The organism is Herbaspirillum chlorophenolicum (genome assembly GCF_001189955.1).
Taxonomy (GTDB): Bacteria; Pseudomonadota; Gammaproteobacteria; order Burkholderiales; family Burkholderiaceae_D; genus Herbaspirillum; species Herbaspirillum chlorophenolicum.
This window is the reverse complement of sequence record NZ_LFLT01000062.1, coordinates 1-14,931: the sequence shown is the minus strand read 5'-3', so window position 1 is coordinate 14,931 and position 14,931 is coordinate 1. Positions and strand designations below refer to the sequence as shown.

The 14,931-nt window shown below is 59.3% G+C and carries 14 protein-coding genes; all 14 read right to left on the bottom strand.

Going from position 1 to position 14,931, the window contains the following annotated elements:
• Positions 1–377, bottom strand: a 377-nt coding sequence (locus AKL28_RS24665) for a hypothetical protein (protein WP_156226434.1), incomplete at its 3' end; no start/stop codon positions are given.
• A gap of 100 nt (positions 378–477) precedes the next feature.
• The gene (locus AKL28_RS21595; protein WP_050470381.1) at positions 478–966 is read right to left on the bottom strand and encodes a hypothetical protein; all 489 of its coding nucleotides are present in this window, start codon (positions 964–966) and stop codon (positions 478–480) included.
• Positions 967–1,205: 239 nt separating this feature from the next.
• Positions 1,206–1,661, bottom strand: coding sequence for a hypothetical protein (locus AKL28_RS24660; RefSeq protein ID WP_156226433.1), 456 nt, complete (start codon positions 1,659–1,661; stop codon positions 1,206–1,208).
• A 520-nt stretch (positions 1,662–2,181) separates the two neighbouring features.
• Complete coding sequence (locus tag AKL28_RS21590; protein ID WP_050470380.1) at positions 2,182–3,090, bottom strand: bestrophin family protein; 909 nt, start codon at positions 3,088–3,090, stop codon at positions 2,182–2,184.
• 159 nt (positions 3,091–3,249) lie between these two features.
• Positions 3,250–4,941 carry a methyl-accepting chemotaxis protein gene (locus tag AKL28_RS21585; RefSeq protein ID WP_050470379.1) on the bottom strand — a complete coding sequence of 564 codons (1,692 nt, stop codon included), beginning with the start codon at positions 4,939–4,941 and terminating at the stop codon, positions 3,250–3,252.
• Positions 4,942–5,302: 361 nt separating this feature from the next.
• A complete protein-coding gene (locus tag AKL28_RS21580) occupies positions 5,303–7,168 on the bottom strand; it encodes a family 2A encapsulin nanocompartment cargo protein cysteine desulfurase (RefSeq protein WP_414735709.1) in 1,866 nt (621 codons plus the stop codon).
• Positions 7,169–7,180: 12 nt separating this feature from the next.
• On the bottom strand, positions 7,181–8,113 hold the full coding sequence (locus AKL28_RS21575) for a family 2A encapsulin nanocompartment shell protein (protein WP_050470377.1): 933 nt from the start codon (positions 8,111–8,113) through the stop codon (positions 7,181–7,183).
• A gap of 79 nt (positions 8,114–8,192) precedes the next feature.
• On the bottom strand, positions 8,193–8,513 hold the full coding sequence (locus AKL28_RS21570; RefSeq protein WP_050470376.1) for a helix-turn-helix domain-containing protein: 321 nt from the start codon (positions 8,511–8,513) through the stop codon (positions 8,193–8,195).
• An 11-nt stretch (positions 8,514–8,524) separates the two neighbouring features.
• Complete coding sequence (epsC, locus tag AKL28_RS21565) at positions 8,525–9,451, bottom strand: serine O-acetyltransferase EpsC (RefSeq protein ID WP_050470375.1); 927 nt, start codon at positions 9,449–9,451, stop codon at positions 8,525–8,527.
• 38 nt (positions 9,452–9,489) lie between these two features.
• Entirely contained in the window at positions 9,490–9,990 is a 501-nt protein-coding gene (locus AKL28_RS21560; RefSeq protein ID WP_050470374.1) for a rhodanese-like domain-containing protein, read from the bottom strand.
• A 156-nt stretch (positions 9,991–10,146) separates the two neighbouring features.
• Positions 10,147–10,908 carry an amino acid ABC transporter permease gene (locus AKL28_RS21555; RefSeq protein ID WP_050470373.1) on the bottom strand — a complete coding sequence of 254 codons (762 nt, stop codon included), beginning with the start codon at positions 10,906–10,908 and terminating at the stop codon, positions 10,147–10,149.
• Positions 10,908–11,654 (bottom strand): amino acid ABC transporter permease, encoded by a 747-nt coding sequence (locus AKL28_RS21550; RefSeq protein ID WP_050470372.1) that lies wholly within the window; start codon positions 11,652–11,654, stop codon positions 10,908–10,910. The genes AKL28_RS21555 and AKL28_RS21550 overlap by 1 nt, the downstream gene beginning before the upstream one ends.
• A 111-nt stretch (positions 11,655–11,765) precedes the next feature.
• The gene (locus tag AKL28_RS21545; protein WP_050470371.1) at positions 11,766–12,590 is read right to left on the bottom strand and encodes an ABC transporter substrate-binding protein; all 825 of its coding nucleotides are present in this window, start codon (positions 12,588–12,590) and stop codon (positions 11,766–11,768) included.
• Positions 12,591–12,866: 276 nt separating this feature from the next.
• On the bottom strand, positions 12,867–14,645 hold the full coding sequence (locus AKL28_RS21540) for a diguanylate cyclase domain-containing protein (protein ID WP_082221612.1): 1,779 nt from the start codon (positions 14,643–14,645) through the stop codon (positions 12,867–12,869).
• Between the last annotated feature and the right edge of the window lie 286 nt (positions 14,646–14,931).

The window sequence follows — 14,931 nt, the reverse complement described above, 5'->3', positions numbered from 1 at the left end:
CCTTTGTTTGTCTTATAAAAATAAAACCGCCATGGCATCGCATGTTTTTCATATTTGGCGATGTAGACGATTTCCAAAAGCGAACTACCTACAGTTTTTAAATCAATAAATTCAAATCCCGAAGGTTCACCATAGCGACTGATGAGCGTGGGAAACTGAATATTTAGTTGTGCTTCCATAGCGCCGACGTCTGCTGCTGATACAGATGCATATTCGCGAATCTGTTTGAACGCACCTCCAAGATTATCCGCAGCGATGCTCCCCATGACCTCATCGGTAAAATTGCGGACTTCATCCTTCGAATTAAGAGTTTCCCCTATTGCATGGGAATTCATTAGAAATAACAGCACAAGTACTGATTTTTTTTTGAAGATCATGACGTTTCCCCCAGAATTTATCAAACGCAGGTTCTTGGACGATATTCGATATCCCTACCTAGACGATTGAGACTGCTATTCAAGTACAAGTGCTTCGCACTCATTGGCTCGCATGAACTTGAGATGACTTCCAGTGTTTGTGCAAAATCGTACTTCCTTGTTCTGCAGGCCAGATGAAAAGCGAATACACGTCATCCGCTGGCTCATGTTCCAACTTGATCGTCTCGACGCCACGCAAGGCATAAAGTAGACGATAGGAACCTGGATATACGGTAATTCGACGCGCCGTAGATAGCGCCTCAGTTCCTCCCATAATTAACAAATTCCCGGTAGGGAAGTAGATGCTTCCTTCTACAAGATGATCGAAGGCATTCGGCGAATAGAACGGTGCATGCGCACCGATGTGAATATCAACGGCGACATCGACATTACGCAAGGTCCCAAGACCCAAGGTCGACTGTCCGATATCAATTAACCATTCTGCCGAGTTTTCGCTGGTCCATAGCAAACCGGCATCGTCTTCCGACGCTTCATCCATCAAGATGAACTGAAAATAGTCCGCAAAGATTTGGAATCGGTGAACGCCCATAAATCCCTTCTGTTGAATTGGTGCTTACGACATGTTCAAGTAGCACACCCGCTTGTGGTCGATAGCTGCCAATCCAGACCTGGATTGCTGTGATGCAAGCTACCTTTTCTTTGCGTTTATCAGGCAACCGAGAGTCTTCAAAAAAACAATTCCATCGCTCACTGTCGACATTTTTACCGGTCCTGTGCTCCCTCCGCCTTAGTCGCTTTGTCTTCTAGGGCTACGTCGAAACGACCTGGTCATGGCAACCAGCATGAGCTTTCAATGACAGCAAAACCTGCAGGCATCCCCTTGGAAGGGCTGTCTTTCAATAGGACATCAACTCTATCTGAGACTATGTTGCCCTTCGCATCTTCTACCCAGATCGTCCCTGAACGACTGGAAAGGGCCTCGCCTTTGATTGTCAGCCTGGCGTTCGAGGGTACATCAATTTGTATTTGACCAGAGCCGACCCGACTCGATGCAAATGGTTCTCCCGCCGAGATAACAACTAGCAGCACGTGCTTTCCTGGCACAACCGGGTATGGCCTATTTACGCTGCAAAGTTGTTCTTTACCTCTGCCTGTCACCTTCATGTCGATACTGTCCATGAATACACGAACCGGAGACAACGGTTTTTCATCATCAGTCTTTGAGCCTGTAACCGTCGAAATGTTGGGCTGGTTGGCAATAAGCTTCGCATCATAAAAATCCAACTTGGGGCCGATGACGCCACATGCGCTAAGAGGAAAAACGAACAATAGGATTAGAAGTCGGAGCATGCCTTTTTAGATTTTTCTTTTAGTTGAAGTGGCAGTTTGTGGCCAATAATAGACGTTCATAAAATAGATTTGGAATGCCTTCGCGCTTTAATCCATTTCATATAGAGGCAATAAAAGAAAAAGAACGCAACTCCACAATAAAAGAAAAATCCCCACGCGAGAAAAAAAACGAATGTTGAACTTTCGATATCAATCTCGTCTGAAACGGAAAAGAGGGCCAAGCCCATGCAAGATATCAAAAGCGCTGCTAGAAGCGATATTAATCGGCAATGCCCACCTCTTTGCACGTAGTAAAAAAATACTACGGCACTCGGTATCGCGACGAGAACCAGGAAAACGAAAGAAATTACGCCAAATCCTAAGCTCATGATTCTTTGTATTTATCAATATAGTTATTGGCTGCTTCTCTCGGATGGCCGCCTTTCATCACTGCAAAACAATGCAATGCCGGACGCTACCTCAATATATAAGCTTCCGCCACCGGGAACGGAGGCAGGTTGTCTTCACCAAGCGCTTCCCGCATGTTGATCTCGATCACTTTGGCCAGGAATGACAGGGGCAACCCATTGTCATGCATGGAAAAAGGATCTTCCAATTCATCTCCCACCTTGTCCAATCCGAAAAACGTATAGGCGATCAGCATGGTGGGAAACGGGGTTGCCCAGCCGAGGGTATGGGCGAAACCGAATGGAATGCACAGGCAGAAGAGAAAGGCCGTCCGGTTCAACAACAGCATATAAGGGAACGGTATCGGAGTTGAGCGGATGCGTTCGCATGCCGCCAGGACGCCTGCGATCTCCCCGATGGTACGGTCCAGCATCTGGTACGGGATATCGCCGATCGTTCCTTGCGCCCTCAATTCGACCAGCTTGCGTCCCATCAGCCGGATGATCATGTCGGGAGGGAAGCGGCTTTTTTTCCAGAGCAAGGCTTCTTCCCGGCTCAGGAATGCGGAGACATTTTCGGCTTCATTCTGGCCCGGCCGCAGATGGTGCACCAGCGCGTGGGAAAAAGCGCAGGTGAGGTTCAGCAGGTGTTTCTGATCTTCCGCAGGCAATATGCAAGTCTGGCGCGCCAGGTTGCGCGAGGAGTGGATGAGCGCTCCCCATTGCTTGCGTCCCTCCCACCATCTGTCGTAACAGGCGCTGTTGCGGAAACTGAGGAATACCGAGATGGCGATGCCGAGAAGTGCAAAAGGCCCGCCATCATAAATCGGCAAGAAGTGCGGCCAGCGGAAATGCACGAACATCACCAGGGCCGAAAGGACGCCGACGATCAGGATCTGCGGAAGGATCTTGGGGACGATGGATCCTTGGAGAAGAAAGAAGATCTTTAGGAAATTCGGGCGTTCACGGATGATCATGATGGTTTCCCATCATGCGGAGCGGCAGGCGAGGGCAGCGGCAGGCAATACACGATATGGCACCATAAAAAGCACATGGGGTATTGTGCAAATACTGGCGGATGGATGCAAGCCCGTGATGAACACACCCGCATCGGCGGGTGTGTTCGAGGGAGATCGTTAGAATTGTTCCCAGTCGTCTTTGGCCGCCGTAGCTGCTGGCGCCAGGCGGTTTTGCCCATCGTCACGCGTCAGGGTGGGAGGCTTCGGTGTGATGTTGCGTGCGTATTTTTCGGGCGCCGCAGCGCTATCGTGCGTCAGGCGGTTGCCATTGATCTTGAACACGCCAACGATCTGGGACAGGTTGGACGCCTGATGCTGCAAGGACTGTGCGGCGGCCGCGGCTTCTTCGACCAACGCCGCATTCTGCTGCGTGACCTGGTCCATTTGTGAAACCGCCTGGTTGACCTGTTCGATCCCTTCGCCTTGCTCGCGGCTGGCGTCGGTAATTTCACCGACGATGTCGGTCACGCGTTTGACGCTGGCCACCACTTCGTTCATGGTCTGGCCGGCCTGCCCGACCAGCTTGCTGCCGGAGTCCACCTTGTCGACCGAATCGTCGATCAGCGACTTGATTTCCTTGGCGGCGGCAGCGCTGCGTTGCGCCAGCGTGCGCACTTCGCTGGCCACGACCGCGAAGCCGCGTCCCTGTTCGCCGGCGCGTGCCGCTTCCACGGCGGCATTGAGCGCCAGGATATTGGTCTGGAAGGCAATGCCGTCGATCACGGCGATGATATCGACAATCTTTCGCGACGATTCATTGATGGCCGTCATCGTGTCGACCACCTGGCCGACGACGCTGCCGCCTTCGACTGCCACGGCCGAAGCCGAGATGGCGAGCTTGTTCGCTTCGCGCGCATTCTCGGCATTTTGCTTGACGGTGGCCGTCAGCTCCTCCATGGAAGAGGCCGTTTCTTCGAGCGAACTGGCTTGTTCCTCGGTGCGGCTGGACAGGTCGAGGTTGCCGGCGGCGATCTGGGTTGAGGCGGTGGAAATGGTGTCGGTGCCCAGGCGAACCTGCGTGACAATATTGAGGAGGTTGTCATTCATGGTCCGCAACGCACGCAGCAGTTGCCCGGTTTCATCCTTGCCGGCGGCATCGATCTGCGATGTCAGGTCCCCGGCGGCGACGGTTTCCGCCACCTTGACGGCGCGGTTGAGCGGCGAGGTGATGCTGCGTGTCACCAGCCACGCCGTCAGCGCGGCGAAAACGATCGCGATCGTGCCCAGGGCGATCATCAGGTTGCGCGCTTCCCGGTACTCGGTCTTCGCATCTTCGCCGGATTCATGCATCAGCTGGTTCTGGTGCGTGATCAATGCCTCGACTGCCATCATGTAGCCCAATTGCAAAGGCCGGACCTTTTCCAGCAACAGGATGGTGGCCTCGTTCCTGGAGCCCGCCTGTACCAATTGCAGCACCTCGTCGCGGTTGGCGTTGTATTGCGTACGCGCATCCAGGATGCTCTTCATCAGGGCGCGTCCCTTTTCCCCGCTGATCATGCCGTCGAGTTTCTCGATCGCCGCCTGAGTCTTCTGGCTGGCTTCATGGATGACCTGTATTTCCTTGCCGATCTGTTCGGGATCGCTCATCAGCAATATGTTGCGCGAAGCGCGTGCGATCAGGTTGACCTTGTCGATGACATCGTTGGCCAATACGGTTTTGGGATATTTATCGTTGATGACGTCATCTATCTGCGAATTCAGCATAGATAGCCGTGAGGATCCGAATGTTGCCATTACCATCAGCAACACGACCAGAAAGCCAAAGCCGATGCTCAGGCGTGTACCAATTTTCAAGTTTGTTATGCGCATTTTCTTCCCTTTTGACGACGTGAAAAAACTGTTGAAATTGGCTGCCAGGCACGTGCCTGGGAGGCAAACGTCGGCACCCTGGATTACAAAACAGTAACGGCGCACTCTTTTGGTGCTGATTGTGCGTATTTCTGCATGGATATGCAATAGCCGCTGCTGCCGCACGGAGCGGGAGACTGCGCTGCTGGCAGGGGATTGCTTCAGTAGATGGAAAGGGCGGCTGCGGAATGCAGCACGCCGGGTAGGAAGCAGGGAGGGGATGTGTCGGCCATCAGGGGCGCGATGTCCCAATGGCAGTCATGACAATAGTGCGGCAGATGGCCTCGCTGCATCCGGGGCCATCTGCCGTACTTCTGCGCCTTCAGTGGTTGCCGCGCTGGGCGGCCAGGCGCCTGACGACAGCCAGCAGGCAGTCGATCTCGTCGAAGGTGTTATAGAACGCCAGCGACGGGCGCACGGTGGTTTCCACGCCGAACCGGCGCAGGATGGGCTGGGCGCAGTGGTGGCCGGTGCGCACCGCGATGCCTTCCTGGTTGAGCGCCTTGCCTACTTCTTCGGTGGTATGGCCGTCCAGCACGAAGGACATCACGCTGGCTTTGTGCGCCGCCGTGCCGATCAGCCGCACGCCTTTGATTTCGCCCAGCTTTTGCATGCCGTACTCCAGCAGCGCATGCTCATAGCCGGCGATGTTCTCGATGCCGATGCGGTTGACATAGTCGATCGCGGCGCCCAGGCCGACGGCGTCGGCGATGTTGCCGGTGCCGGCTTCAAAGGTGTTGGGTAGCGGCTGGAACACCGTCTTCTCGAAGGTGACGTCGGCGATCATGTTGCCGCCGCCTTGCCAGGGCGGCATGTCTTCCAGCACTTCGCGCTTGCCCCAGACCACGCCGATGCCGGTCGGCCCGAATACCTTGTGGCCGGAGAACACGAAGAAATCCGCCCCCAGCGCCTGTACGTCGGTGCGCATGTGCGACACCGATTGCGCACCGTCGACCAGCGTTTTCGCACCGGCGCGGTGCGCCAGCGCCACGATCTCCTTCACCGGCGTGACCGTGCCCAGCGCATTCGAAACCTGTGTGACGGCCACGATCTTGGTGCGGTCGCTGAGCAGCTTGGCGTATTCGTCCAGCAAGACCTGTCCCGAGTCGTCCACCGGGATCACGCGCAGCTTGGCACCTTTCTCGGCCGCCAGCTGCTGCCAGGGGACGATGTTGGCGTGGTGCTCCAGGTGCGAGACGATGATCTCGTCGCCGGCGCCGACATGCTTGCTGCCCCAGCTTTTGGCCACCAGGTTGATGGCCTCGGTGGTGCCGCGCACGAAGATGACTTCGTTCACGTCAGGCGCGTTGATGAAGCCGCGTACCCGTTCGCGGGCGCCTTCATAGGCATCGGTGGCGCGCGCGGCCAGTTCATGCGCGGCGCGGTGGATGTTGGAGTTTTCGCGGCGGTAGAACTCGCTGATGCGGTCGATCACCGATTGCGGCTTGTGCGTGGTGGCGGCGTTGTCGAACCAGATCAGCTGTTTGCCGTTGACGCGCTCTTGCAGGATAGGGAAGTCGCGGCGTACCGCATGCACGTCGAACGGCGGATGATGCCCGCTGCCGGCCAGCGGCGCTCGGCCGTGCGGATCTTCCTTGGGCGGCGTGACGAAGCCGCTGGGCAATTCGACCGCATGCAAGAAGTAATACTGCGGTGTGGCCGATGCCTGCGGCGGCTGTACGGGCGCCGCAGGAATTGCCGCCGCTTGCGGATGGCCATGGCCGCCGTCGAGGAAGTAATAGCCGGTATCGGCCGCAGGCAATTGCGCCGGCGGCGAGACGGCTTGCGGCACGCCGGTGACGGCGCCGCCCAGACGTGGCTCATAAGCCGGCAGTGCCGACAGCGCCTTGTCGGGCACGCCATTGCCGGCTTGCGCGGCCGGCGCCAGCGATGGCGCGCGGTTGCCCAGCGACAGCACCTGGTGCGGCGACGACGGGATCAGGTTGACGCCGGGCGCCAGTCCCTGGGGGATGGCGGTGCCGGGTACGCCCTGGCCGAATCCGGCGGGGCCGGACAGCGGTGACGCCGGTGGAGCGATGTTGGCCGGCGCTTGCACGCCTGGCGACGCAAATGGCGCTGAAAACGGCGGAGCGGCGAACAGTTCCGTGGCCAGGCGCGCCAGCAGCGCCGGGTCGAACGGCGCTGCCGATGCATCCGGCGCGGCGGCGGTGGAAGAGGGGATGCTCACTATCGAGGCCTCTTATTTGTAGGTGTCGGGATAGTCGTGGTACTTGTTGATCTCGACGTCGTCCAGCACCGCCAGCGCATCGGTCGTCAGCACCGCCAGCGAGCAATACAGCGAGATCAGGTACGACGAGATCGCATGGTTGTTGATGCCCATGAAGCGTACCGACAGGCCCGGGCTCTGCTCGCCCGGCAGGCCCGGCTGGAACAGGCCGACCACGCCCTGGCGCTTGTCGCCCACGCGCAGCAGCAGGATCTTGCTCTTGCCGTCGGCCACCGGCACCTTGTCGGACGGGATCAGCGGGACGCCGCGCCAGGTGATGAACTGCGAACCGAACAGGCTGATGGTCGGCGGCGGGGTGCCGCGGCGGGTGGCTTCGCGGCCGAAGGCGGCGATCGCCAGCGGATGCGCCAGGAAGAAGGCCGGCTCTTTCCAGACCTTGGTCAGCAGCTCGTCGAGGTCGTCCGGCGTCGGCGCGCCGGTCAGCGGGAAGATGCGCTGTTCGTCGGTCACCTGGGCCAGCAGGCCGTAGTCGGGGTTGTTGATCAGTTCGCTTTCCTGGTTTTCCTTGATGGTCTCGATGGTCAGGCGCAACTGTTCCTTGATCTGGTCGTGCGGGCTGCTGTACAGGTCGGAGACGCGGGTATGCACATCGAGGATGGTGGATACCGCATTCAGGAAATATTCGCGCGGCTGGTCTTCGTAGTCGACGAAGGTACGCGGCAACTGGTTTTCCTCTTCGCGCGCGGTGCAGGTGACCTTGATCGATTCCGGATTCTTGACCTTGTTCAAGCGATAGATGCCGGCCTCCACCGGAACCCATTGCAACAGATGCGTCAACCAGCGCGGGCTGATGGTCTCGAGTTGGGGAGCGGTTTTGGTGGCGTTGGCTAGTTGCCTTGCTGCGTTATCGCCGAGTGCGGTGGTACCGCCGACTGTTGCCGACATCTGGACTCCAATATGGGTGGGTTAAGGGGAAGTGCGTGTAAAGCGACGGCTCAAAGTGTCGCGGCTGACAGGGGATGGCTCAACATGCTATAGCCATCAACTTGAGGCCGCGTACAAGGTTTTGCTGACTGATGTTTTCGCCGCGTGTGACGAGAGCGGAAGGCGACAGGGTGAGTGCATTGGCGAGCTTTTCCACGGTCACCAAAGAAGCGATCGCGGTGCCGCGCTCGATCTCCCCGATGTAGGAACGGTTCAGGTTCGAATTTTCTGCCAGGCGCTCCTGCGACCAGCCGCGCGCGCGGCGCAGCTGGCGCACGCCGATGCCGAAGCTTTGGACCAGTGCACTGGACAGCGCTTCCTCCTCGGTGCGTACCTCTTGCAATTCAGCAATCTGACTCATATCGATCCCCGTCAAGCCGCAGCGGCAGCCGCGAGCACGGCGCCTTCTTCACGCGATGCCGCCTGGGAGATCTGCGCCCCGGCCGGTACATCGTGGGTCAGCCAGACATTGCCGCCGATCACCGCGCCACGGCCCAGCGTGATGCGGCCGAGGATGGTGGCGCCGGCATAAATCACGACATCGTCCTCGACCACCGGATGGCGCGCGTTGCCCTTTTCCAGCTTGCCCTGGGCATCGGTGGGGAAGCGCTTGGCCCCCAGCGTGACGGCCTGGTAGATGCGAACGTTGTTGCCGATGATGGCGGTTTCGCCGATCACCACGCCGGTGCCGTGGTCGATGAAGAAGCCGGCGCCGATCCGGGCGCCGGGGTGGATATCGATGCCGGTCGCACTGTGCGCCAGTTCCGAGATGATGCGGGCCAGCAGCGGCAGGCCCAGCTTGTAGAGGCGGTGTGCCAGCCGGTAGTGGATCATCGCCAGCGTACCCGGATAGCACAGCAATACCTCGTCGACGCTGCGCGCGGCCGGATCGCCTTGGTAGGCGGCCAGCACGTCGGTATCGAGCAGGCTGCGGATATCCGGGAGCGACGCGCCGAAGGCGCGCGTCACATGCAAGGCATCGGCATCGAGATCCGGTACCGCCTTGTTTTGCAGGGTGGCGCTGTACTTCAGTTCCAGCCGGGCTTGTTCAAGCAGGCTGTGAAGGGCGGCATCGAGCGCGTGGGCGACGTGGAAGTTCTCGCTTTCCTGCCGCAGGTCGGGCGGCCCCAGCCGCATCGGGAACAGCACGCCCTTGAGTGTTTCCACGATGGACGCCAGCGCGTCGCGCGAGGGAAATTCGCGGCCATTGGCATCGTTGTTGCGCCGCTGCGAGAGACGCCAGTCCAAACGCGCTTCGTGCAGCGACTGGACGATCTGATGGATATCGAAATTGGCCACGTGGTCCTCGTGAGATGTTGGTTGGCGCCGCCTCCGGCTCAGTCCTGCACCCAAGGCAGGCCATGAAAGCGCCAGCCATCGGCTTTGCCGCGCTGGAGCTGTTCGTCGATCTCGCCTTCGAAGCCTTCCAGCACATTGAAAATACAGGTCAGCCCGGCCTTGGCAGCGGCTTCTGCCGCAGCCGCCGAACGCTTGCCGCTGCGGCACAGCAGCAGGGTGGGCACCTCCTTGCCGCCGATCTTGCTTTCCAGTTCACGCACGAAACGGGGATTGCGCGACAGCGAGGTCCCGGTGGCCCAGGCAACATGCGCGCTGCCGGGGACATGGCCGACGAATTTGCGTTCCTCGGCGGTGCGCACGTCCACCAGCAATGCCTTGCCGGCCGAAAACAGCGCCCATGCGGCTTGCGGCGTCACGCCGCCGGCGTAAGGCAGGCCGGATGCGGCGGCCTGGTCGCGGATGGCGGCCAGTTCGTGGGGCAATTCCAGCGGTGCGGCAAGTGATGCCGGGACAGTGCTGAGGGTGGAGCTTGATGGCATGTTGAGTTCTCCCGATGCAGATGCCGCACCCCAGAATTTGGTGGTTATAGACGGCAATTCATGGAGCAACTCTAAAACCACGGCACAAGAAAACGAACGAATAAAAGAGAGGCTTGAAAGAAGGAAAACGCATAAGGACGATGCGCGTTTTGCCTGTTATCCGGGCAGCCTCACGCCCTGTTGCATACCGTTTTCATGCGCCGCCGAGGCCTCTCGCATCATGCGGCGCGCGGCGATGCGCTGCGGATCGAACCGGCGGCCGACCCACAATGCGAATTGTTCCAGCCCCGAGCAAAGCAGAAAATACAGGACCCCGACGAACAGGAAGATTTCGGCCGGATACACCATCAGCCGGCTGTTGACCTGCGCCGCGACAAAAGACAGTTCACCCACGCCCACGATGTAGGCCAGCGAACTGTCCTTGACCAGTGTGACCCATTGGTTGACGAAGGAGGGCAGCATGATCTGCAAGGCTTGCGGCAGGATGATATGGCGCAGCACCGCCAGCCGCGGCAAGCCGAGCGACAGGCCGGCTTGCCACTGACCCTGGCCGATGCCGGCGATGCCCGCCGCCACCGAATGGGCCAGGTAGGCCGCGCTCACCAGCGACAGGGCGAACATTACCGACAGCACGCCCGGCACATCGATGCCGAAGGCGATCGGCAGCAGGAAGTAGGTCCAGAAGATCAGCATCAGTACCGGGATAGCCCTGAAAAATCCCAGCGCCAGCATCAGCAGCTTGTGCCAGGCGCCATTGCCGATGGCCAGCAAGATGCCCAGCAATAGTCCCAGCAGCGCCGACATGACGGCCGAACCGGCGCTCAGCAGCAGCGTCAGGGCGGCGCCGCCCAGCGGGCCGTCCGGGTAATTTCCCCATAGCAGATAGGGCAGGTTGTCCAGCAGGACAGAGAGCTGCATCAGTGTCTTCCTTGTTTGGCCTGGCGTGTGCGCAGGCGGTAATGGCCGGCACTTTCGATCACGGCGATGGCGGCGATGTAAAGCAGCGTGGCCACGCCGAAAGCCTGGAAGGCCAGGAAGGTTTCCGACTCCACCTGGCGCGAGGTGTAGGAGAGTTCAGCCAGACCGATGCCCATGGTCAGCGAGGTGTTCTTGAGGATGTTCATGTATTGGCCCAGCAGCGGCGGCAAGGCGATGCGGGTGGCCTGCGGCAGCACGATGTAGCGCAGCACCTGCCAGCGCGTCATGCCGATGGCCGCACCCGCCAGCGCCTGGCCGGGGGCGACGCCGCGGATGCCGGAACGGATTTCCTCGCTGACGTAGGCAGTGGAATAGAACACCAGGCCGCACAGGGCCGCCAGGAATTCGAAGGAAGGCCAGTTCAGCGTGAACAGGCCGAACAGGCGCAGGCTATGGTCGCCGTTGAGCCAGTCCATGGTCCCTTCGGGAAACAGGCTGGGTACGCCGAAGTACCAGAACAGCAATTGCACCAGCAAGGGCGTGTTGCGGAACAGCGAAGTGTAGGCAGCGGCCGCACCATGCAGCGCGCGGTTGGCGCTGGAGCGGGCTGCCGCCAGCAGCATCCCGAACAGGGTGGCGAGCAAGGCCACCGCAGCGGTCAGCCACAGCGTGGTCAAGAAGCCTTGCCACATCCAGTACAGGTATTTCGGGGCCAGCAAAGGGCCGGCGTAGAGTTGGGCGAGCATCGGGGGGAGGGAAGAGGCCAAAAGCAAACGGCCGGCGTAAGAACCTGTTCAAAGTCCCGCCGAGACTTTGAACAGGTTCTGCCGGCCATGAGTTGCAGCAGTTGCCGAGGATTACTTCTGGCTCAGTTTGGTGTCGCCGATCTTGAACAGGCGCGGCAGCGGTTGGGCGCTTTGCGGGCCGAACCACTTGTCGTAGATCTGCTGGGCGGTGCCGTTCTTTTCCAGGTCGCGCAGCCAGTCGTTGAGGTAAGACACCAGGCGGGCCTCGCCCTTGGGTACGCCCACGCCTTCATATTCTTCGGAGATGGCGAATGGCGGGATCTCATACTTTTCCTTGTCCGGCAAGGTGCCCAGGATCGCGGTCAGCTTGGTGCCATCTTGGCTGAATGCCTGGATGTTGCCGTTGCGCAGGGCGGCCAGGCCCAGCGGAGTATCGTCGTACAGCACGACCTTGGTGTCGGGATACTTCTCGCGCAATGTGGTTTCCATCGTGGTGCCCTTGTCGGTGCCTACGCGTACCTTCCTGATGTCGTCAGCATTCTTGAGCACACCCTTCTTGGACAGGAACTGCTGGCCCGAAGCGATGTAGGGGATGCTGAAATCGATCACCTTGGCACGGTCTTCGGTGATGGTGAAGTTGGCGAATACCAGGTCAACCTTGTTGGAGGTCAGCAGGGGGATGCGGTTGGCCGGATTGGTCGGCACGATCTCCACCTTCACGCCCAGCTTCTTGCCCAGTTCATTGGCGTAATCGATGTCCAGGCCGACGATTTTCTTGCTGGCCGCATCCACATAGCCGAACGGCGGGTTGCCGTCGAATGCGGCCACGCGCAGCACGCCGGCCTTCTTGATGTCGTCCAGCTTGTCGGCCTGTGCCGCGCCCGCGGCCAGGGCCAGCGCGAGAAACAATGGGGTGAAAGAGGCGCGTAATTGCATGAGGTTTTTTCCTTGTTGTTGTGAGTTCAGGAACATCGCCGCGCATTGCCATGCCGCGGATCTCTGGTGGCGATCCGGGCCCAATGCGGGAGACATGATCTGGTGTGAAGATGCACCAAATGGGAGCGAGTATAGGAAGCGGGGGAGGTGGAGGGAACGACTATTTCCGGCTTTGAATATGCGGAAACCGGCGATCGGGAGATGGACAAGGCATGTTCATCTCCACAACGGCGCCATCGTCCCGGCGCAGGCCGGGACCCGGGGGGCAGGGCAGAATTACAGGGGCGGGAGACCGGCTCCGGTAGGACCTTTGCGGCCGGCTTCCTTGTCCTTGTACATGCCATGGTCGGCCAATTTGATCAGCGTCTCGACGTCATTGCCATTCTGGGGATAGAACGAAACGCCGATGGAAGCGCCGACAGTCATGTCCTGCGCGCCTTCGACGCCTTGCAGGCACTGCAATGGCGGGGCCAGGGCATCGGCAATCTTCTTTTTCATGTTGTCGGCGAAAGCGGGATCGGTAACGCCCCAGAATACCAAGACGAATTCATCTCCCCCGAAGCGGGACACAATGTCGTCCTCTCGCACGATGCTGAGAAAGCGCTGGCCGACTTCGATCAGCGTCTGGTCGCCGTATTCATGTCCCAATGTGTCGTTGATGGCTTTGAAACGGTTGAGATCGATGAACATCAGGGTAAAGCTGGAGTGTTGTTCGCGCTGCTTGCGGTTGTTGCGGTTGTGCACGGCCGCATCGAGATAGCGCAGCAGGGCGGCCCGGCTGGTGACGCCGGTGAGCTTGTCGGTACTGAGCTCCTTGTGCATTTCCATGAAGCTGTCCGCGAGCTGGCCGATCTCGTCCTGGCGTTCGATATTCAGCGCGACGTTCATCTGCCCCTTGCCGATCAGCTTGGCCGCGCGCGACAACCGGCGCACATCCCGCACCACCCAGTGGACGATGGTCAGTCCCAGCACCAGCGCCATGCTCACGGCAAGCAGGGAAATGGCGATGGTCCAGAGCACGTTTTTATCGAGCATGCTGAGGAAGTCGCCCCGCGGCACGGCCACGACCGTCACCCAGGACAGCCCGGCGTTGTCGCGTACCCACGAATAAGCGCCGTAGATCAGTTCGCCATCGTTGTCCTTGAAGGTGAAGGTGTTGTGTGCTTTACCGAGCACCGCTTCTTCACTCAGGTATTTTTGCAGGGAACCATAGGCATTGCGGATGATGGAGTTCTCGCTGGCGTCGGCGCGCAAACGGCCAATTTGTCCAGCCTGGCCGGCTTGCGTGTTTTGTCCGTCGGAAGAGGCGATCAGGTTGCCGTTGGCTTCCATGATGAAGGCAATCCCGCGCGGACTGACATGCAAGCTGCGGACAAAATCATTGAGCGCGTTGAGCGAGACGTCGGTTCCCACCACGCCCTCAAACTCGCCCTCGGCGTTCAACACGCGGCGCGAGCGGGTTGCCACCAGATCCTTGTCCCAGAAATTGATATAGATGTCGCTCCACGTATCGCGCTCGGCATCCTGGCTTGTCTGGTACCAGGGCCGCTTGCGTGGATCGAAGTCGGTCTCGTCGTTCTTGGACATGCCCAGCAGGCCGTTGATGCTGCTCATGCGATAGGCGCTGCGGTAGCCGAGCGAGGAATATTTCACGCGCAGTTCGGCATCCTTCGGGGCATAGCGGAACAGGCCGACGAAGTCGCCGTTGCGGTTGCCGTAAAAGACGTAATTGCTGAGATCGGGATGCAAGGAAGTCGCGCTCCAGAAACGGGCGCGTATGGCATCCAGACTGCTGTTGAGATCGGGAGGCGCCGGCAGGTCGCGCGGAAAGGCCGACTCCAGGACGCTGGTGGCTCCGTCTATATGGTGCTGCACGGTGAGGGCGACCCGGCTGGCCGTCTGGTCCAGCATCTGCTCCGCCACGGAGACTACGGCCCGGCTCCCGACAAAATAGGAGAGCCCACCGATCAGAAGCGAGAGAACGGTAATGAGGGCTACGAACGGAAAAACCAGGACTTTCGCCAGTGAGCGGGATGAGCGGAGAATAGGGATCATGTTTTCTTGTTAATGATTGTGCCCGCCGTGATGACATCGAACGGAAAGGCGCAGGGCAGTCATCTCCTGAATTGCTTGGTGCATGGCCAATCATTGTACCGACGCCAACCGGCGGAGCAGGCGTATCCCCCCCAATAATAGCGCCGCAGGGCGCCATCTCGCATCAACCGGCGTTTTTTTCCCCTTCCGCAAACCAGCGGCTTTCGATTTCCGCAGGCGGCAACGGGCGTCCATGCAGATAGCCTTGGATGACATCGAACCCGGCCGAAAGCAACAAGGCATTTTG

Coding starts and splice junctions, on each gene's coding strand:
- AKL28_RS21595 (WP_050470381.1), bottom strand. CDS start 966: ATGGGCGTTCACCGATTCCAAATCTTTGCGGACTATTTTCAGTTCATC.
- AKL28_RS21590 (WP_050470380.1), bottom strand. CDS start 3,090: ATGATCATCCGTGAACGCCCGAATTTCCTAAAGATCTTCTTTCTTCTC.
- AKL28_RS21585 (WP_050470379.1), bottom strand. CDS start 4,941: ATGCGCATAACAAACTTGAAAATTGGTACACGCCTGAGCATCGGCTTT.
- AKL28_RS21575 (WP_050470377.1), bottom strand. CDS start 8,113: ATGTCGGCAACAGTCGGCGGTACCACCGCACTCGGCGATAACGCAGCA.
- AKL28_RS21570 (WP_050470376.1), bottom strand. CDS start 8,513: ATGAGTCAGATTGCTGAATTGCAAGAGGTACGCACCGAGGAGGAAGCG.
- AKL28_RS21560 (WP_050470374.1), bottom strand. CDS start 9,990: ATGCCATCAAGCTCCACCCTCAGCACTGTCCCGGCATCACTTGCCGCA.
- AKL28_RS21555 (WP_050470373.1), bottom strand. CDS start 10,908: ATGCAGCTCTCTGTCCTGCTGGACAACCTGCCCTATCTGCTATGGGGA.
- AKL28_RS21550 (WP_050470372.1), bottom strand. CDS start 11,654: ATGCTCGCCCAACTCTACGCCGGCCCTTTGCTGGCCCCGAAATACCTG.
- AKL28_RS21545 (WP_050470371.1), bottom strand. CDS start 12,590: ATGCAATTACGCGCCTCTTTCACCCCATTGTTTCTCGCGCTGGCCCTG.
- AKL28_RS21540 (WP_082221612.1), bottom strand. CDS start 14,645: ATGATCCCTATTCTCCGCTCATCCCGCTCACTGGCGAAAGTCCTGGTT.